Origin of the sequence: Methylobacterium sp. 10, from assembly GCF_000519085.1 — a bacterium.
Lineage (GTDB): Bacteria > Pseudomonadota > Alphaproteobacteria > Rhizobiales > Beijerinckiaceae > Methylobacterium.
The window spans coordinates 179,272-197,159 of sequence record NZ_KI912577.1 but is presented as its reverse complement, the minus strand read 5'-3'; the positions used below and the strand labels follow the sequence as shown (position 1 = coordinate 197,159).

Genomic DNA, 17,888 nt, shown 5'->3' with positions numbered 1-17,888 from the left:
ATTCCTGGAATGGACGCGCGGCGTCGTTCCCCTGTGCGTACCGGCTACCGTGCCCGTCAGGCGATCCGCTGGATGATGTCAGGTCGCGGCAGAGGGATGTCGGGCGCGAGCCGGTAGGCGGCCCGCAAGGTCGCTTCGGCGGCATCGGCCTGGCTTTCGGTGCGGGCATGGACGATGCCGAGTAAGTCGGTGGCATCCCCCGGACGGGCCAGAGCCGAGAAACCCACCGCCGGGTCGATGTCGTCCTGGGGGCGGGTACGCCCGCCGCCCAGCGCGATGACGGCGAGCCCGATCGCGCGGGTCTCGATTTGCGATACGACGCCCGTCGTGAGAGATCTCACCGCCCGGATCACCGGTGCGACGGGGCGATACCGGTCGGCCTTCTCGATGAAATCGGCAGGGCCACCCAATGCGGATACCATGCGCCCGAAGATCTCGGCAGCCCGTCCGGAATCGCGGGCGTCTTCGATCCTTCGCGCCGCAGCGGCGATGTCCGCGGCGAGACCGCCCAGCACCAGCATCTCGGCGCAGAGCGCCACGGTGACGGCGTGGAAGGCTGGTTCACCGGAGCGACCGGTGAGGTAATCCACGGCATAGGCCACTTCGAGGGCGTTGCCCGCGGCGGAGGCAAGAGGCGCGTCCATATCGGTGATGAGCGCGACGGTCTTCAGGCCGGCACGGTTGGCAACGGCGACGATGCTCTCAGCCAAAGCCCGCGCCTCGTCGGTCCCCGCCATGAAGGCGCCGGAGCCGGTCTTCACATCCATCACCAGGCCGCCGAGACCGGCCGCGAGCTTCTTCGAGAGGATAGACGCCGTGATCAGGTCGAGGGATTCCACCGTGCCGGTCACGTCGCGGATGGCGTAGAGGCGCCGATCCGCCGGGGCGAGATCGGCCGTCTGTCCGATGATGGCGCAACCGATGGAGCGGGTTACGGTTCGGAAACGGTCGAGACCGGGCGTGGCGTCGTAGCCGGGAATGCTCGCGAGCTTGTCGAGGGTGCCGCCGGTATGGCCGAGGCCCCGGCCGGAGATCATCGGCACGTAACCACCGCAGGCGGCGACCATCGGCGCCAGGGCGAGACTCACCGTATCGCCGACGCCCCCGGTCGAGTGCTTGTCGAGGACGGGGCCGGGCAAATCCCAATCGAGCACCGTTCCCGAATGGGTCATCGCCCGCGTCAGGGCCACGCGCTCGGGCAGCGACATGCCGCGGAAGAACACTGCCATGGCAAAGGCGGCGGCCTGCCCCTCGGTCACCCGCCCGTCGCTTAGTCCGCAAACGAAGTCGGCGATCTCGGCATCCGTAAGGACGCGTCCGTCCCGCTTGGCCCGGATCAGCTCCTGCGGCAGCATCATGCATGACCACCTAGGCTGGCGGTCAGAGCATCGCACAGGCTGCTCGCCCCGATGCGGAAGGTCTTCGGTTCGACCCAGCCCTGTCCCATGATCCTGTCGGCTATAGCGAGATACAGGCCGGCATCGGCCACGGTTCGTAATCCCCCCGAGACCTTGAATCCGACAGGTCGCCCGCTTTCCCGGATGGCGGCGAGCATCGCTTCGGCGGCTTCCGGCGTTGCTGAGACGGCGCTCTTGCCCGTGGAGGTCTTGAGGAAATCCGCTCCCGCTGCGATGGCGAGACGGCTCGCCCGCGTGATTTGGCCCCTCTCCGGCATGGTTCCGGATTCGAGGATCACCTTAAGGATCGCGCGCCCGGCGATCTCCCGCACAGCCTCGATCATCCCTGCCGCGATCCTCGCGTCGCCAGCGAGGAACGCACGATAGGGCATGACGAGGTCGATCTCATGCGCTCCGTCGTCCAAAGCCTCGGCGGTATCTTCGACCGCGCGCTCGATATCCGTGCCGCCGACGGGGAAATTGATCACCGTAGCAATGCGGACGGGACTTCCAGCCAGTAGCTCCGCGCATCGGTGGATATGCTGGGGCCAGACACAGACCGCGGCGACTCGGCTCGCGCGGGCCTTGCCGCAGAGTGTGTCGATAGCCTGATCCGAGCAGGCATCGCCAAGATCGGTGAGATCGAGGAGGGGCAGGGCGCGCCGGGCAATGGCAGTGTCCGGATGATGGGGATCGACGATCATGCCCATGTCCTACAGCCGTGCGACGAACGCGTCGATGAGACGGGTGAGGTCGAACGCGGCAGCAGCGGCTGCACGCTTGGTCTCGCCGTGATGCGGATCGCCGTCTCCGATTCCAGCAGCGAGGTTTGTGACCACCGAGATCGCCGCGACCCTTAGTCCGAAGAACCGCGCCAGGATCACCTCCGGCACTGTCGACATGCCAACGAGGTCGGCGCCAAGGCGCTTCGCCATGCGGATCTCGGCCGGAGTCTCGAAGCTTGGGCCTGAGAACCACGCATAGACGCCCTCATGCAGCGGAATCGCACAAGAGCTCGCGGCCTCGTAGAGAATCCTGCGCGCCACCGCATCGTAGGCTCCGACCATGGGGGCGAAGCGGCCATCGCCCGTTTCGCCGATCAGCGGATTGAGGCCTGAAAGGTTGATGTGGTCGGTAATGGCCACGAGGCTGCCCGGCCCTGCCTGTGGCAGCATCGATCCGGCCGCATTGGTAAGGAGAAGGAGCGGAGCTTCGAGCGCCTTGGCGACGCCCAGGGGCACCTTCATGACGGCCGCGTCGCCGGTCTCGTAGGCGTGAATTCGCCCTTCGAAGACCAGCACCCGCCGCCCGGCGAGTCGCCCATCATGGAGGGTGCCGCCATGACCGGTCACGCCAGGGGAGGGAAAGCCCGGGATTGCGGAGTAAGCAAGGGAGAGGCGGTCTTCGAGCTTTCCGGCGACGAGTCCGAGGCCCGTGCCGGTAACGATCGCGGCATTGTAGGGACCGTCGAAACCACGGCTCCGAACGAATTCGGCGGCGAGGGAAATGGCGGCGTCAAACATCGGCGCACGGATTCTCGCGGTGCAGATTGTCGGGGCCGAAGGACTCGGGGAGCAGCGCCTCCAAGGTGAAACTGCTGCGGATGCCTTCCGGTCCTGCGATGTAGATCGGAGTTCCGGGTTCGGCGAACTCCCTGATGCGCTGGCGGCAGGCGCCGCATGGCGTCACCAGAACTGGGCCGTTGCCGATGATGAGGAGGGTGGCGATGGCGCGTCCGCCGGCTGCGATCATCGCGGCGATGGCGCCTGCCTCGGCGCAGGTGCCGACGGGGTAGGCGGCGTTCTCGACATTGCAGCCGGCGTGCAGGCGGCCGTGCTCGTCCCTCAGGGCGGCGCCGACGGGAAAGTGCGAATAAGGCGCGTAGGCCAGGGACTTAGCCGCGCCGGCCGCCTCGAACAGGGCCGCGAGATCCGCGCTGATCGTGTCCGTCATCGCATCGGTCCGGTGGGAGGATTCGACGACTGTTAGAACAGGAACGCGACCCCCCTGTCGAGCGCCATCGGACGCCCTCTCGAGCACCATCGAACGTCATCGACATGGCGCCGTCACGATCCTAGAACGATCCTCCGATGGTCTGAGTTGGGAAGCGGGCGAGACATGCTGGGTCGGTTCGAACGCAAGGCCTCCGGCGAGGCGACGGTGGAGTATGGCGACGGCACCATGCGCATCGTGAAGCCAGGCAGTTTCGTGCGCTGCGCGGTGACCGGCGAGCCGATCGCCCTCGACAGCCTGCGCTACTGGAGCGCCGAGCGGCAGGAGGCCTACATCACGCCCGAGGCGGTGATGAAGCGTCTGGCCGAACTGGGACGGTCGCCGGGCTGAACGCCTCGCCCGCCCGGCTCAGCTGGGCGAGGAGGCTCCGCTCGTCGTCGAACCGAAGGGTCACGCCAAGTGCCGTAACTCCGGCCGCGAAATCCGCCGGCAGGCGCACCATGTCCTTCTCCGTCGTCACCAGCATCGCGCCCAGGGCATCGGCCCATGCCGCGAGGCCGGCGAGATCCGCTGCACGATAGGGATGGTGATCCGGAAAGGTCCGGGTCTCGATGACGCTCGCTCCGGCTTCAGCCAGGGTCTCGAAGAATTTCTGCGGTCGACCGATCCCGGCGAAAGCCAGCACGGGCTTTCCCGCGACGGCTGTCGGCGCTGTCGGAACCAGCCTGCCCCAATGGACCGGCAGCCCCCGCGACGCCGCCTCCACCGCCAATGCTTCGCCCTGGGCGCCCTCGCCGATGACGACGAGGCCGTGGACGTGGCGCCATTGCCGCGCGAGCGGTGCCCGCAGAGGGCCGGCCGGGAAGGCCAGGCCGTTGCCGCTGCCGCTGCCGGCATCGACCACCGCGAGGGACAGATCCTTGGCGAGGCTCGGGTTCTGGAGCCCGTCATCCATCACCACCACATCGGCACCGAGAGCCCGGCACAGCCTCGCCCCTTCGGGCCGGTCGCGGGCGAGGATCGTGCGGGCGCCGCGTGCGAGGAGGAGCGGTTCGTCGCCCACGTCCAGGGACGTGTGCCGGGTTGGATCCACCGCCACAGGGCCGGACAGACGCCCGCCATAGCCACGGGTCAGGAAGGCGGGCTCCGCTCCGATCCTCCTCAGCAACGCCGCCACCGCGAGGGCGGTGGGGGTCTTGCCCGCCCCACCGAGGGTGAAGTTGCCGATGCAGACGACGGGGCATGCCGCCCGCTCGCCCGCGCGGTCCATGCGGGCGGCGACGCGCGAGCCATAGAGATGCCCGAGGGGCGCCAGAAACCGACCCAGGGAATGACCGGGGATATCCCAGAACGCCGGGGGGCGCATCAGGAGCCGGCCATGGCCGTGAGCTTCATCTGGGCGATGAAGGGGTCGAGGATCGCGAGGGTGCGCTCCACCGCCCCTTCGAACGGCCGCAGGGCGGCGTTGCCGGCAGCGGCCATGGCGCGGGATCGCGGGTTATCGAGGAGGAGGTCGCCCACGGCGGCTGCCAGTTCCCCGGCATCCGCCACCATCATTGCCCCACCGGCCTCGTCGAGGGCGCGATAGACCTGGGCGAAGTTCTGGACGTTCGGCCCGTGCAGGATCGCCGCGTCGAGGCGGGTGGGCTCGATGGGGTTCTGGCCCCCGCGCCGCGTCATCGAGCCCCCGAGGAACACCAGCGGCGCGAGGCGGTAGAACAGGCCCAGTTCCCCGAGCGTATCGGCGACGTAGAGATCGACGCCGCCATGGGGGCGGCCGCCGCGCGAGCGCAGGGCGCTCCGCAGGCCGACGGCGGCGGCGCATTCCGCGACCTCCCCGCCGCGCTGGGGATGGCGCGGCACCACCACGGTCAGGAGGTTCGGCAGTCTCACCTTCAGCGTCGCGTGGGCCTCGGCCACCATGGCATCCTCGCCCGGATGCGTGCTGGCAGCGACCCAGACCGGACGGCCGCCGACGACGTCGCGCAGATATGCGAGCTGCTGGTCGTCCGCCGGGGGGACGGCCGAATCGTATTTCAGGTTTCCTGCGACGCTCACGCGGGGCGCGCCGAGCCGTTCGAAGCGCTCGGCATCGTCCTTGGTCTGCGCGAGGCAGATGGCGATGCGCGAGAGCAGGGCCTCGGCCGTGCGCGGCGAGCGCGCCCAGCCCTTGAACGAGCGTTCCGACATCCGGCCGTTGACGAGGAGGAGGGGGATGCCGCGCTGATGCAGGGCGATGACCGTGTTCGGCCAGATCTCGGATTCCGCCACCAGCGCCAGATCCGGCTGCCAATGGTCGATGAAGCGCTCGATCCAGCGCGGCGCGTCGAGGGGCATGTATTGATGCACCGCGCCCGCCGGCAGGCGCTGGCCGATCAGTTCGGCGGCGCTGCGTGTCCCCGTGGTGACGAGGACGCTGAAACCCCGGGCGATCATCCCGTCGATCAATCCGACGAGGGAGAGCACCTCGCCGACGCTGGCGCCGTGCATCCAGGCCAGGGGACCGATGGGGCGAGCCCGCCCGGGAAGGCCGCGGCGCTCGGGCAGGCGGCCGGGGTCTTCCTTGCCCTTGCGCGAACGCCAGGCCAGGAGGCCGGCCACCGCCGGCTCACCCACATAGAGCCCGTAGCGATAGGCCTGGAGGGCGAGGGTGAGGGGGGGAGTCTTCACGCGAACGGCCCGAGGGCGAGGGAGCCGGCCACCGGATCGACGACCCGGTCGAGGCGCCCGACGAGGGTGTAGGCGCGATCGTGGACCCGGTTCATCTCGTGCTCCAGCCGCTGGCGCAAACGCTCCAGTTCCTCGGGTTCGACGTCGCGCGGGACGAGGACCGGCTCGCCGAAGACCATGGCGCCCCTGCCAAAGGGTAGCCCGAAACAGGCCTTGTCCCAGCTGTTGAAGCGCAGGTGGCGGCTCGTCACCACAGCGACGGGAATGATCGGTCGGCCGGAGAAGCGCGCCAGGGTGAGGATGCCGACATCGCATCGGCGCGACACCTTGGGCACATCGGCGCTGAAGGCGACGCTCTCGCCGTCCTTCAGGGCGCGGATCATGGCGCGCAGGCCTTCCGCCCCGCCCTTCGCCCGGATGTCCCGCACGGCGCGGCCACGAGCGCCGGAGGCCCGGATGACGCGAACCCCCATCCGGGTGAGGGCGATGGTGTTGATGTTGCCGTCCGCCGAGCGCGAGATGATCGTGGCGATCCGATCCTGCGGCCGGCGCATGAACGAGATCATCGTATGCTGGCCGTGCCACATCCCGGCGATGAATGGCGACAGCCCGTCGAGCCACCGGTGTGGCCCGGCCGGTTCCACCGTGAAGCGGTTCGTGGCGCGCACGAGGCGCAGGTAGTGATAGGCGGCAAAGCCGAGGCTGTTCTGAACCGGTGGAGACCGGCCGACGCGTTTGAGAAGGCTCATTCACTCAATTCCACGGGCCGCCGAATCGGCCGTCCGTTCAGTGCCCGAGACGTCAACGCCTGGTTGCTTCGTCGGCGCCTCCGCCGGCCGTCGCCCCCTCGGGAGCCATGCCGGTCCCGCTGGGTCTAACGCCGTTCGAATTGCCCGCGCAACCATGCCGGGACCGCTTCGCCCCGTCCAATCCGGTCGCCCGATGGTCACATACGTGAGAGCGTCGCGGCGGGAGCGACGGCGCTTCAAGCAGAGCGAGTCCCTCTTCCCACGAGGGCTACGGCATTCATACATCTGGCGGGCGGCACGGGTCCCCTCTCCTGGAAGGAGAGGGAGCACGTCGCGCCTTTTGTCGAACCCGTTTGGATTGAGCGAACAGGATTCGAGCAGATTTGTGAATCCAGTAGCTTGTGGGGAGGAGGGCAGGGCGGTGCATCCTGCGAGACGTGTGAACATCGTAGGGAATGACGGCGTGAGTGTCGAAACCGGCGTGAACGGTCCCGCAGATCAGATGGCATCAACCCGAATTCGAAGTCTCGCCGGAAAAGTATCGAGGCTTGACGGGGCAGCCGGGAGTGACGAAGGCGGGCTCCTGTTTCGAAACGGAGACCGATGTTCCGCCTCGCTCACCTCACCGATCCCCATGTCGGCCCCATCGCCCGTCCGCGCCTGCGCCAGCTTCTGAGCAAGCGGGCCACCGGCTACGTGAACTGGCGGCGCGGGCGCAGCCGGCACCACGACATGGAGATCCTCGCGGCGCTGGTGGCCGATCTGCGGACGCAGCCGCACGATCACGTCGCCTGCACGGGGGACCTGTGCAACATCGGCCTGCCGAGCGAGTGGTCGACGGCCAAGGTGTTCCTCGAAGCGCTCGGCTCCCCAGACGCGGTGAGCTTCGTTCCGGGCAATCACGACGCCTATGTGCGCGGTTCGCTCGAAGGTCTGTTGAAGGCCTGCCATGCATGGACCTCGGGAGACGACGGCACCGATGGGGTGTTCCCATATCTCAGGCGGCGCGGTCCGCTCGCGCTCATCGGAGTGTCGTCGGCCATTCCGACGAAGCCCTTCGTCGCGAGCGGCCGGCTCGGCCCCCCTCAGATCGAGACCGTCGAGGCAATTCTGACAGGCTTGGGCCGCGAGCCCGAACCGCCGTTTCGCGTGATCATGATCCACCATCCACCCCAGCCCGGGGGCGCGTCGCCTGGGCGCGAATTGAAGGATGCGGACAAGTTCACGGCGATGATCGGTCGCGCCGGCGCGGACCTGATCCTGCACGGACACAACCATGTGGGAAGCATCAGCTTCGTCGAGGGGCCGGGAGACACCAGCGTCCCGGTGGTCGGCGCTCCCTCGGCCTCGGCGGTGTCGCATGGCGGCGCGTTGCACCGCCGTGCGAGCTATCATGTCTATGGGGTGACCAGAGCGGACGACCGTTATGTCATCGAGGCCAAGGAACGCGGCCTGACGGAGGCCGGGACGATCGCCGACCTCCGGGTGTTGAGGTTGACGCGGCGATGATCCCTCATCCGCGGGTCGCGCCGGATCAGGCCGTCAAGGCCACGTGGGGGCGCTGCGCCTGACGGGTGATGCTGGCCTGATACAGTTCGGCCTGAAGCCGGGTGAGGCCGCTCACGAGGGCCGTCGGCCCGCGATAGACCGTGTAGGTGCCGTCATGGGTCGGTTTGACGTGAATCGTCTGGGACATGGCGTGTCTCCCGGCCTCAACGAATCAGTCGATTCGTTCTTTCGGAGTAGGTAGTGTTAATCGGGCGTTCATCAGCCGCAAGGGCAGCGGCTGCTTGTCCCGCCAACATTCGTCATTGCGCCGCACGTCGACCATATGAGCCGGCCCGAGACGTCCGTCCTGAAAACCGCGCCCGTTCAAAGGGTAACCGACCGGCGCGTGCGGCGCACAACGATCCATCGGACGTTTCCTCGCGAGGAGCCTCGGGCGGGCCGGCGACGCTCTTTCGAATGAGGAGCCATGCCGGTGCCTGCCGACACGCGACACGCGGCGCCGATGTCGACGGCGACGGTACCCCGAGAGTCCACCGAAGGATCGCTGACTTTTAAGGAAGTGGAAGCGCCTCCTGACGCCATCATGCCGAAACAGAGGGTCTGCGACGGAGAGCCGAGGACGGCGTTCAGGGCATGACCGGAGCGACCAGGGCGGACCATGATGGCAGGCCACGAGCGATCGCCTGAGCGACCGGGGAGGCTCCTCGAACTCGACGCCTTGCGAGGGATCGCCGCCGTCCTCGTCGTCGTCTTCCACTTCACGGCCGCTTACGGCAATGAAATCGGGTGGATTGGCACTCAGCCTCTGTTCCGATTCACATCGGGCCAAGCTGGGGTGGCGCTGTTCTTCGTCATCAGCGGATTCGTGATCGCGATGACGCTCGAGCGGTCGCGGACGGCCCTCGATTTTATCGTCAGCCGCTTCGCCAGGCTTTATCCGGCCTTCTGGTTCAGCGCCCTGCTCACCACCGGTCTGATCGTCGCCACCGGGTTCAACCCGTTCCATCTGACGATCCAGGGCTTCCTGGCTTCGCTGACCATGGCGAACGGCCTGACCGACATGCCCTTCATCGATCCGGCCTATTGGACGCTGACGCGGGAAATCCTGTTCTACGCTTTCTTCGCCGCTGCCTATTTCGGGCTCGGGGCCCGTCACACCACGCGCGTGCTCCTGGCGTGGATCGTCGTGACCTCGCTCTACAACGTGTTCGTGGCCGATACGAACGTATATGCGTGCCGGACGGCGGCGAGCTGCGGCGCCATCCTCCTCAACGCCACCTTCGCCCATCTGTTTGCCGCCGGCGCTCTCGGCTACAAGCTCCATCGCGGCGAGCGCACGCCCCTGGTCCTGGCGAGCCTGTTCCTGGCGATCGCGGCGGCAAGCGTCTCCTTCTGGCCGGAGTACGGGTTCCAGCCGGCATCGTCACTGAAGGCGGCGTTCTTCGTCGGCCTCGTGATGGCCGCCGCGGCGGGATATCTGACGATCCTGCGGTCCCCGGTGCTGATCTTCCTCGGAGCGATCTCCTACTCGCTCTACCTCCTGCATCAGGTGATCGGCTATTTCCTCATCGGTGGGCTCGTCCGGTGGGGGCTCAGCGCCGATCTGGCGATCCTGACGGCGTTCTGTCTCGTCACGATCCTGGGGAGCGCCGTCTGCTACGGTGTCGAGCGTCCCTCGCAGCGCGCCATTCTCCGGCTCTATGCGCCGTATCGGGAGCGGCGGCGCGTCGATACCGTCCCCTCGGTCTGACGTCACATCGGGTCAACGCCTCATCAACTGACGGATGCGCGCGTCGATGGCGCCCCCGAGAATGGCGTAGCCCAGGCTCGTCGGGTGAAGTCGATCGGCCATGACCTGGGGTGAGAGATGGCCCGCTGCATCGACCATGGCGCGTCCGGGATCGAGGTAGATCACGCGCTTGTCGTCGTGGCAGCGGCGGATGAGCTCGTTCACCCGCGCATTCACCACGCGCTCCGGCGCCGTGGCGTCCTCGCCCCGTGGCAGGATGCCGAGGAGAAGGATCCGGGTGTCCGGCGAGCGTGCTTGGAGGACGCGGATGATCTCCGCGATGCCCAGGGCCGTGTCTTCGGGCCGGCTGCCCGTGCCGGCATTGTTGGTGCCGATCAGGAGCACCACGAGATCGGGCTTCAGGGATGGCGGCCATTGTCCGTGGTCGAGGCGCCAGAGCACATCCTGCGTGCGATCGCCCCAGAGCCCCAGATTGAGCGGCGACCATTCCCCCCAGAACATGCCCCAGAGGCCGGGGTCCCACCCTTGCGTGATGGAATCCCCCAGAAAGACGAGGCGGTTCGCGCTGAGATCCTGTCCGCTCACCTGCGCGGAAAGCGGAGCGCTGCGCTCGCGCAGTTCGGCCACGGATACCGACTGGGGGATTGCCTCGAGCGGCATCGGCTGACGCGGCGCAAGCGCCGGACAGCCGGGCGAAGCGATCCCCGGTCCTGCAGCGCAGAGGAGGGCGAGACCGAAGATTGAATGGAGAAGGGTGCGGTACATCACCGGCCTCGAGCCGATCCGGGGGAAGGGGCGAGGCTGTTTCGTCAGGATGACTGACTTGAAAGAACCGCTGGCGCTCCCAAGGGGAATCGAACCCCTGTTTTCGCCGTGAGAGGGCGACGTCCTAGACCGCTAGACGATGGGAGCTTTCCGGCCGGTTGGCGATCGTATAGCGACGGTCGGGCGGGGGAGCAAGACCTCCCGCGCGCTTAAATTCCATCGGCATCGAAAGTGATCACATCGTGCAAGAACCGCAGGACCGCCGCGTCGTCCTCGACCTGGACGCGCAGGCGGAGCGCATCGACAGGGCGCTCGCCCGCGCGCTGCCGGACGTGTCGCGCTCGCGGCTGCAGGAGCTGATCCGCACCGGTCAGGTGAGCAAGGACGGGATCGTCGTCCTCGACCTGTCGCTGAAGGTCGGTGCGGGTGCCGTCCTCGACGTGATCATTCCCGCACCGGTGGATGCGACGCCGCTGGCGGAGACCCTCGATCTCGTCATCGTTCACGAGGACGACGACCTGATCGTCATCGACAAGCCGGCGGGGCTGGTGGTCCACCCGGCACCCGGACACGATGCCGGAACCCTGGTGAACGGCCTCATCGCCCATTGCGGGGAGAGTTTGTCGGGCATCGGTGGCGTGCGGAGACCGGGGATCGTGCATCGGCTCGACAAGGACACGAGCGGTCTCCTCGTCGTCGCCAAGAACGATCTCGCCCATAAGGGGCTCACCGCGCAGTTCGCCGACCATGGCCGCAATGGACCCCTGGAGCGTGCCTATCTCGCCCTGACCTGGGGAGCGCCGGAGCCGCGGCTCGGCACGATCGACGTCGAGCTCGCGCGCAGCCAGCGCAACCGCGAGAAGATCGCCGTCACGCGTCCCGGCGAGGGGCGCACGGCGATCACGCATTATGTCGTCGAGGATATCCTGGATGCCGGGGTCGAGGTCGCCCTGGTCCGGTGCCGGCTCGAAACCGGGCGGACCCACCAGATCCGCGTCCATCTGAGCCATCGCGGCCACCCGCTTCTCGGCGATGCGGTCTATGGCAACGCCTTCAAGACCAAGGCCGCACGCCTCGGATCGGCGGCGCGGGCCAAGCTGGAAGCCTTGGGCCGGCAGGCCCTCCATGCCGCCATTCTCGGGTTCGAACATCCCCGCACCGGCGAGGTCCTGCGCTTCGAGAGTCCGATCCCGCCGGACATGGCTTCCCTCATTGCCGCGCTGAGGGCGAACGATCGATCCTGAGGAAGCGGGAGCGCGCGTGGTCGCGGCCCTGTGACCGGGCGGGGGGAACCCTCGACCCCCGGTCCTGTTGCACGGGGGTCGCTGTCAAGGGTCGCCGGCAAACAGGTGTGCCGGCGCACCCCGGGCCGCGGCCTTTCGTGTCACCTTCGGTCGATCGACTCGCTGGCGCGTTGATGGCGATGGTCGAGTCACGGACCGCTACCGCACCGTTTCCTTTCCGAGTAAGCTCGGGGAGTGGGGCGGTCGGCTCGAAGAGCGGCGGTTCGTTTCTGGTCTGCCCGTTCGGGGGACCTTTCAAGGAGAGATGACTATGGCAGGCGCACTACCCGTGCTCGCCACCGAGGGTGGCCTTTCGCGCTACCTCGATGAAATCCGCAAGTTTCCGATGCTCGAGCCGAACGAGGAGTTCACGCTGGCCAAGAGTTGGCGTGAGCAGGGCGACCGCGATGCAGCGCACCGGCTCGTCACCTCGCATCTGCGGCTCGTGGCGAAGATCGCCATGGGCTACCGTGGCTATGGCCTGCCGATCGGCGAGGTCGTGTCCGAGGGCAATGTCGGCCTGATGCAGGCCGTCAAGCGCTTCGAGCCCGATAAAGGCTTTCGGCTTGCCACCTACGCCATGTGGTGGATCAAGGCCGCGATCCAGGAATACATCCTGCGCTCGTGGTCGCTGGTGAAGATGGGCACCACCGCCAACCAGAAGAAGCTGTTTTTCAATCTCCGGAAGGCCAAGGGCAAGATTTCCGCCCTCGACGAGGGTGACCTCAAGCCGGATCAGGTGGCTCAGATCGCGGTCAAGCTCGGCGTGCCCGAGCAGGACGTGATCGACATGAACCGCCGTCTCTCGGGCGATACCTCCCTCAACGCTCCACTGCGTGAGGAAGGGGAGGGCGAGTGGCAGGATTGGCTGGTGGACAACAGCCCGAGCCAAGAAACCGTGCTTGCTCGCGAAGAAGAGGGCCAGAACCGTCTGACCGCCCTGCGCGATGCGCTGTCGGTCCTCAATCCACGCGAGCGTCGCATCTTCGAGGCGCGCCGTCTCGCCGATGACCCGATCACCCTCGAAGACCTCTCGGGTGAGTTCGGGGTGTCGCGCGAGCGCGTCCGCCAGATCGAGGTTCGGGCGTTCGAGAAGATCCAGGAAGCGGTCAAGCGCAACCTCGCCACCCGTGAGGCACCACGGGCCGCCGCGCACGCCTGAGACGCTTCGTCGGGGGCAGATGATGGATGAGCCGGTTCCGCTGATGCGGCACCGGCTTTCTTTTTGTCGCCCCTATCGACGCCACTGCTCGAAGGCGGAGCGGATGACCTGATTGCCCGACGAGCCTTTCTCGAAGGTCAGCACGCCGCGAGGCCCGGCGGCGAACTTCATCGGCAGGTCGAACCAGTTGCGGTGCTCCAAGAGGTCGGTGTTGCGGTCCACGTCGGCCTGCAGCGACGACAGGCCGATCAGGAACAGGTTCTCTTTTACGCGCACCGGCAGGCCCGACACCGGCGACCCGCGGCCTCCCTCTTCATCCTTCGCACTCAGCAGGCCGACATCCTGCACGGAATGCGTGTCTCCGGCCGGACTCGTCGTGGTGAAGGCCAGTTCGATGGTGTGGGAGGCAGGGAAGGTCGGGTCGAGATTCCGCCGGATGGTCATGACCAGCGACAGGCCGGCCTCGGCAAAGGTCAGACGTCCCCGGATGACGGTTTCCAGCGGCTGGCCCTGTTCGCCATTCATCGCCTCCAGGCGCCACACCACCATACCCTGGAAGGTGATCGGCTGGGCGTTTCCTCCCGCCGTGTTTTCCTCGAAGAGAACGGCGCGCTGCGCAACCGCCACATCGGGTTGGGCCGGCGGCTTCGTCGGATCGGCCGGCGCCGTGGCTGGCTGCCGGGCGGGCGCTTGGCGGGCGGAGGGATCGCGGCGTTCCGAGGAGGCGGGCGCCTCCCCGCCGATCCGGTCGGCATATTTCGAGGCCCCGGAATCGGTGGCTTCCCCCTGAGCTTCCGTGTTGCTGGGCTGGAGGTCCGAAGGTTTGTCGCGCAGCATGAAGGCCGCTACCGCGATCAGCCCGACGACAATGAGCAGGACGCTTCCCACGAAGATGTTACGGATCAGGCGAGGACGGCCCTTGCGCGGGGCGACCACGTCGATGCGCGGGCGATTGCGCGCATTGGCGCCATCCGCCGCGGCGGGCATCGTCTCGCGTTCGGTAAGGAGCGGCTCGGGCGTCGGCTCGGCGGCCGGTTCCGGCTCGGTGGCTTCGCTCGCGGCCTCGCCGTTCGATGCCTTCCGCGCGGCTTCCCGGGCGGCTTTCCTGTCGGCAACCCTGTCCGCGGATTTCGCCTTGCGGGGCTTGATCGGCAGGACCGGCGCGGGCTCCTGGGAGACCGGAGCCGGTCCGTCCCCCACCGGCGGCAGCGGCTCGGGCCCCGACGCATCGGGCAGCCCGCCAGGCTGGCGATCCGGCCGGGAAGGGCGGATCCCGAGATTCGGCTCCGGGGCCGGCGGCAGGCCGGGCTCGGTAATGCGACCTCTGGCGGTGTCGGCGGATCGGTCGGGCGCCTCCGCTTCCGGCAGCGCGTCGCGCTCCTCCGGCACGGCGAAGACCGGTGGTGCGACATCGTTGGCAACGGCGGCGGGCGGCCCGCCATGCTCACTCTCGACCCTGCTGATCGCGGTTTCGAGGGCTTTGCTCTCGAGGTCGATATCGGCTTCGGACAGGGGTGGTTCGAGCGAGCGAAGCTGCCCGATCAGGGCACCGCGGGCCCGGTCGTAGACCGCCTTGCGCAAGGCCGGAGAACGATCCGGCATCGCTTGGAGCGCTCGTGCCAGCAAGGGGTAATAGTCGGCCATCGAACCTCGGTCCGCCCTATACGGGCCGGCCGGCAGGCCGCCCTCTTCTCACTGCAGGGATGGAACACCCTTGGGCGAGGCACGTCGGCATCATCCGCGATGTCCGCCCTTCGGACGAGGCATCATCCACCCGCACGGCGCTTCATCCCCTGTCATTCGTCCACCGGTTGCCCTGGAGGAACCGGTGGGCATCGCCTTGGCCGGACGCTCAATCCTCGAAGGGATTGTGCATCAGGATGGTGTCGTTGCGCTCCGGTGACGTGGAGAGCAGCACCACCGGCGCTCCGATCAGTTCCTCGATCCGGCGCACGTACTTGATCGCCTGAGCGGGAAGGTCGGCCCAGGAGCGTGCTCCGGCGGTGGTGCCGGACCAGCCCTCGATGGTCTCGTAGATCGGCTCGACCTTGGCCTGGGCGGCCTGATTGGCGGGGAGGTGATCGAGCACCTGTCCGTCGAGCCGGTAGCCGGTGCAGACCTTGATCTCGTCGAACCCGTCGAGGATGTCGAGCTTGGTCAGGGCGATCCCGTCGATACCGGAGGTCCGAACGGTCTGGCGCACCAGCACGGCGTCGAACCAGCCGCAGCGGCGCTTGCGCCCGGTATTGACGCCGAACTCGCGCCCCTTGGCGCCGATCGTCTCGCCGATCTCGTCGAAGAGCTCCGTGGGGAACGGACCCTCGCCGACGCGGGTCGTATAGGCCTTGGCGATGCCGAGGACGTAACCGATCGCCGACGGCCCCATGCCGGAGCCGGTGGCGGCCTGGGCGGCCACAATGTTCGAGGAGGTCACGAACGGGTAGGTGCCGTGATCGACGTCGAGAAGGGCGCCCTGCGCGCCCTCGAACAAGATGCGCTTGCCCGCCCGGCGCTCGTCGTCGAGGAGCTTCCACACGGTGGTGGCGTAGGGGAGGATCGTCGGCGCGATCGCCTTCAACTCCGCGAGCAGCGCGCCGGCATCGACTTCGTCGATCCCGAGGCCCCGGCGCAGGGCGTTGTGGTGGGTGAGCACCCGCTCGATCTTCGATTCCAGCGTGCTCTCGTCGGCCAGATCCACCACACGGATGGCGCGGCGGCCGACCTTGTCCTCGTAGGCGGGGCCGATGCCGCGCTTCGTCGTGCCGATCTTGAGACCGGCATTGGAGGTTTCTCGGAAATGGTCGAGTTCGCGGTGAAGCGGCAAGATCAGCGTCGCGTTGTCGGCGATGCGGAGGCTCTTGGGCGAAATCTCGACGCCCTGCGCCTGAAGCCGGGCAATCTCGTCCACGAGGTGCCACGGATCGACGACGACGCCGTTGCCGATCACCGACAGCTTTCCGCCTCGGACGACGCCGGAAGGGAGCAGAGCCAGCTTGTAGGTCACGCCATCGATGACCAGCGTATGCCCGGCATTGTGGCCGCCCTGGAAGCGGACAACCACGTCGGCCTGCTCGGAGAGCCAGTCGACGATCTTACCCTTGCCTTCGTCGCCCCATTGGGCGCCTACGACGACGACGTTCGCCATTCACTTCAACCTGTCCGGTGCCCGCGTGGAAACGCCCCGCCGCAAGGGCGGGCCGACACGCATCTCCGGGGTCTTTCCGCGATCCCTCGCAGGAAATCAAGCAAACCGGGCTCGAACGGTTGGGAGCATCCGAGCCTTACCGTGCTTCGGTTCCCGGTTCGCGGCCCGGCAACTGGCCCGGATTGATCACCGGCATGCCGCTGTTCCCGGTCTCTGGAGGCTTGACCACCATGCCCGGGGCGGAATTGCCCGGCGGCGTGATGACGCCGTCGTTCTTCTCGAGTTTGTCACTCAGGGTCGAGCCTCCGGTTCCATCCTCGGACGGGCGGACCTTCTCCGGCACCGTCTCAGTCGAAGGCGGGATGTTCGGGGAGGTGTCGCGCCCTTTCAGCGGAGCATCGGGCGACTGGGCATAGGCACCCGACGCTGTCAGAGCGAAAGCGAGCAGTGCGGCGTGACGAAACGGTGTCGGCATCGATGTCCCCCGGGAAGTTGGGAGACAAACCGTTCCGGCGGCGATGCAGTTCCTATCGTGCTACCGGATGGCCGGTTGTTTCGGACTGCCCCCGAGGCAGGTTTTGGGACGCAAAACCGGTGACCACTTTTGCTAAACCTGCTTAGGCCCCGGCCATCTCCAGGTACAGCGCACGCAGACGCTTCGTCAGCGCCCCCGGCTTGCCATCGCCCAGTTCGTGCCCATCGATGTCGATCACGGGCATCACGAAGGCGGAAGCGCTCGTGTAGAAGGCCTCCTCCGCCGCGAGCGCCTCTTCCACGGAGAACAGCCGCTCCTCGATTGTCAGTCCGGCTTCCTCGGCAAGGCGCATGACGGCGAGGCGCGTGATGCCGGGCAGCAGGGCAGTCGAGAGTGGGCGGGTGACCACCTTTCCGCCGGCGATGATGAAGGCGGTCGAGGAGGAGCCTTCGGTGACGAAACCGTCCTCCACCATCCAGGCCTCCGCGACGCCGGCCTTGGCCGCTTCCTGCTTGGCCAGAACCTGGGCGAGGAGCGCCACCGACTTGATGTCGCGTCGCTTCCAGCGGATGTCGGGAACGGTGATGACCTTGGCGCCGCGCTCCGCCAGCGGGTTCCTGGCCACGGTCTTGGCCTGCGTGAACATCACCACGGTGGGTTCGGTCTCGGCCGGCGGGAAGGCGAAGTCCCGCTCGTAGGCGCCCCGCGTCACCTGCATGTAGACGAGGCCCTCGTCGACGCTGTTGCGGCGGACCAACTCGGTTTCGAGCCGGATCCAGTCTTCGGTCGGGTAGGGATTGCGGATGCCGATCTCGCCCAGCGACCGGTCGAGTCGGGCCAGATGCGCCTCGTTGTCCACGAGACGGCCGCCGAGGACGGCCGACACCTCGTAGATGCCGTCCGCGAACAGGAAGCCCCGATCCATGATCGACACGGTCGCGGCCTCGAAAGGCACGAAGGCGCCGTTGACGTAGACGATGCGCGACATCGAACTTCCTCTTCTCCGAATAGAAACGGCGGCCTCGCCGCT

At 67.5% G+C, this 17,888-nt stretch carries 18 protein-coding genes and 1 tRNA gene; 5 read left to right on the top strand and 14 right to left on the bottom strand.

Annotated elements, in window-relative coordinates; translation table 11 throughout:
• Nucleotides 1-56 precede the first annotated feature (56 nt).
• The 4 genes from deoA to cdd are packed head-to-tail and all read right to left on the bottom strand — an operon-like array spanning nt 57 to nt 3,350.
• Complete coding sequence (gene deoA, locus K368_RS0100880) at nt 57-1,358, bottom strand: thymidine phosphorylase (protein ID WP_027170740.1); 1,302 nt, start codon at nt 1,356-1,358, stop codon at nt 57-59.
• On the bottom strand, nt 1,355-2,101 hold the full coding sequence (gene deoC, locus K368_RS0100875; RefSeq protein ID WP_027170739.1) for a deoxyribose-phosphate aldolase: 747 nt from the start codon (nt 2,099-2,101) through the stop codon (nt 1,355-1,357). The genes deoA and deoC overlap by 4 nt, the downstream gene beginning before the upstream one ends.
• Nucleotides 2,102-2,110: 9 nt before the next feature.
• Entirely contained in the window at nt 2,111-2,920 is an 810-nt protein-coding gene (locus K368_RS0100870) for a purine-nucleoside phosphorylase (RefSeq protein ID WP_027170738.1), read from the bottom strand.
• A complete protein-coding gene (gene cdd, locus K368_RS0100865; RefSeq protein WP_027170737.1) occupies nt 2,913-3,350 on the bottom strand; it encodes a cytidine deaminase in 438 nt (145 codons plus the stop codon). Before cdd ends, K368_RS0100870 begins: the two co-directional genes overlap by 8 nt.
• Nucleotides 3,351-3,515: 165 nt before the next feature.
• Between cdd and K368_RS0100860 the strand changes: the two genes are divergently transcribed.
• Nucleotides 3,516-3,740, top strand: coding sequence for a DUF2093 domain-containing protein (locus tag K368_RS0100860; protein ID WP_027170736.1), 225 nt, complete (start codon nt 3,516-3,518; stop codon nt 3,738-3,740).
• On the opposite strand, the gene lpxK is transcribed toward K368_RS0100860, so the two are convergent.
• The 3 genes from lpxK to K368_RS0100845 are packed head-to-tail and all read right to left on the bottom strand — an operon-like array spanning nt 3,685 to nt 6,769.
• Nucleotides 3,685-4,716 (bottom strand): tetraacyldisaccharide 4'-kinase, encoded by a 1,032-nt coding sequence (lpxK, locus tag K368_RS0100855; RefSeq protein ID WP_027170735.1) that lies wholly within the window; start codon nt 4,714-4,716, stop codon nt 3,685-3,687. The two genes, K368_RS0100860 and lpxK, sit on opposite strands and share 56 nt — an antisense overlap.
• Complete coding sequence (locus K368_RS0100850; protein ID WP_027170734.1) at nt 4,716-6,020, bottom strand: 3-deoxy-D-manno-octulosonic acid transferase; 1,305 nt, start codon at nt 6,018-6,020, stop codon at nt 4,716-4,718. The genes lpxK and K368_RS0100850 overlap by 1 nt, the downstream gene beginning before the upstream one ends.
• Nucleotides 6,017-6,769, bottom strand: coding sequence for a lysophospholipid acyltransferase family protein (locus tag K368_RS0100845; RefSeq protein WP_027170733.1), 753 nt, complete (start codon nt 6,767-6,769; stop codon nt 6,017-6,019). The genes K368_RS0100850 and K368_RS0100845 overlap by 4 nt, the downstream gene beginning before the upstream one ends.
• 603 nt (nt 6,770-7,372) lie before the next feature.
• On the opposite strand from K368_RS0100845, the gene K368_RS0100840 reads away from it, so the two are divergent.
• Nucleotides 7,373-8,278, top strand: a complete 906-nt coding sequence (locus K368_RS0100840) for a metallophosphoesterase (protein WP_027170732.1) — start codon at nt 7,373-7,375, stop codon at nt 8,276-8,278.
• 25 nt (nt 8,279-8,303) lie between these two features.
• On the opposite strand, the gene K368_RS26945 is transcribed toward K368_RS0100840, so the two are convergent.
• Complete coding sequence (locus K368_RS26945; RefSeq protein ID WP_197030962.1) at nt 8,304-8,465, bottom strand: hypothetical protein; 162 nt, start codon at nt 8,463-8,465, stop codon at nt 8,304-8,306.
• A 471-nt stretch (nt 8,466-8,936) separates the two neighbouring features.
• On the opposite strand from K368_RS26945, the gene K368_RS0100830 reads away from it, so the two are divergent.
• Entirely contained in the window at nt 8,937-10,028 is a 1,092-nt protein-coding gene (locus K368_RS0100830) for an acyltransferase (RefSeq protein ID WP_081739471.1), read from the top strand.
• A gap of 12 nt (nt 10,029-10,040) precedes the next feature.
• Here the strand turns inward: K368_RS0100830 and K368_RS0100825 are convergent, their stop codons facing one another.
• Nucleotides 10,041-10,793, bottom strand: coding sequence for a GDSL-type esterase/lipase family protein (locus K368_RS0100825; RefSeq protein WP_051439710.1), 753 nt, complete (start codon nt 10,791-10,793; stop codon nt 10,041-10,043).
• 71 nt (nt 10,794-10,864) lie between these two features.
• A tRNA-Glu gene (locus tag K368_RS0100820) sits at nt 10,865-10,940 on the bottom strand.
• Nucleotides 10,941-11,035: 95 nt separating this feature from the next.
• Here K368_RS0100820 and K368_RS0100815 point away from each other — a divergent pair.
• Nucleotides 11,036-12,037: an RluA family pseudouridine synthase gene (locus K368_RS0100815; protein WP_051439709.1), complete on the top strand. Its 1,002-nt coding sequence runs from the start codon at nt 11,036-11,038 to the stop codon at nt 12,035-12,037.
• A 310-nt stretch (nt 12,038-12,347) separates the two neighbouring features.
• A complete protein-coding gene (gene rpoH / locus K368_RS0100810) occupies nt 12,348-13,238 on the top strand; it encodes an RNA polymerase sigma factor RpoH (RefSeq protein ID WP_026175648.1) in 891 nt (296 codons plus the stop codon).
• A gap of 72 nt (nt 13,239-13,310) precedes the next feature.
• Here rpoH and K368_RS0100805 read toward each other — a convergent pair whose 3' ends face one another.
• The 4 genes from K368_RS0100805 to K368_RS0100790 form a co-directional block, all read right to left on the bottom strand.
• Nucleotides 13,311-14,882, bottom strand: a complete 1,572-nt coding sequence (locus K368_RS0100805) for a hypothetical protein (protein ID WP_027170728.1) — start codon at nt 14,880-14,882, stop codon at nt 13,311-13,313.
• Between the two features lie 208 nt (nt 14,883-15,090).
• Nucleotides 15,091-16,383 (bottom strand): adenylosuccinate synthase, encoded by a 1,293-nt coding sequence (locus K368_RS0100800; RefSeq protein WP_027170727.1) that lies wholly within the window; start codon nt 16,381-16,383, stop codon nt 15,091-15,093.
• 136 nt (nt 16,384-16,519) lie between these two features.
• Complete coding sequence (locus tag K368_RS0100795; protein ID WP_027170726.1) at nt 16,520-16,858, bottom strand: hypothetical protein; 339 nt, start codon at nt 16,856-16,858, stop codon at nt 16,520-16,522.
• 142 nt (nt 16,859-17,000) lie between these two features.
• The gene (locus tag K368_RS0100790) at nt 17,001-17,846 is read right to left on the bottom strand and encodes a D-amino-acid transaminase (RefSeq protein WP_027170725.1); all 846 of its coding nucleotides are present in this window, start codon (nt 17,844-17,846) and stop codon (nt 17,001-17,003) included.
• Between the last annotated feature and the right edge of the window lie 42 nt (nt 17,847-17,888).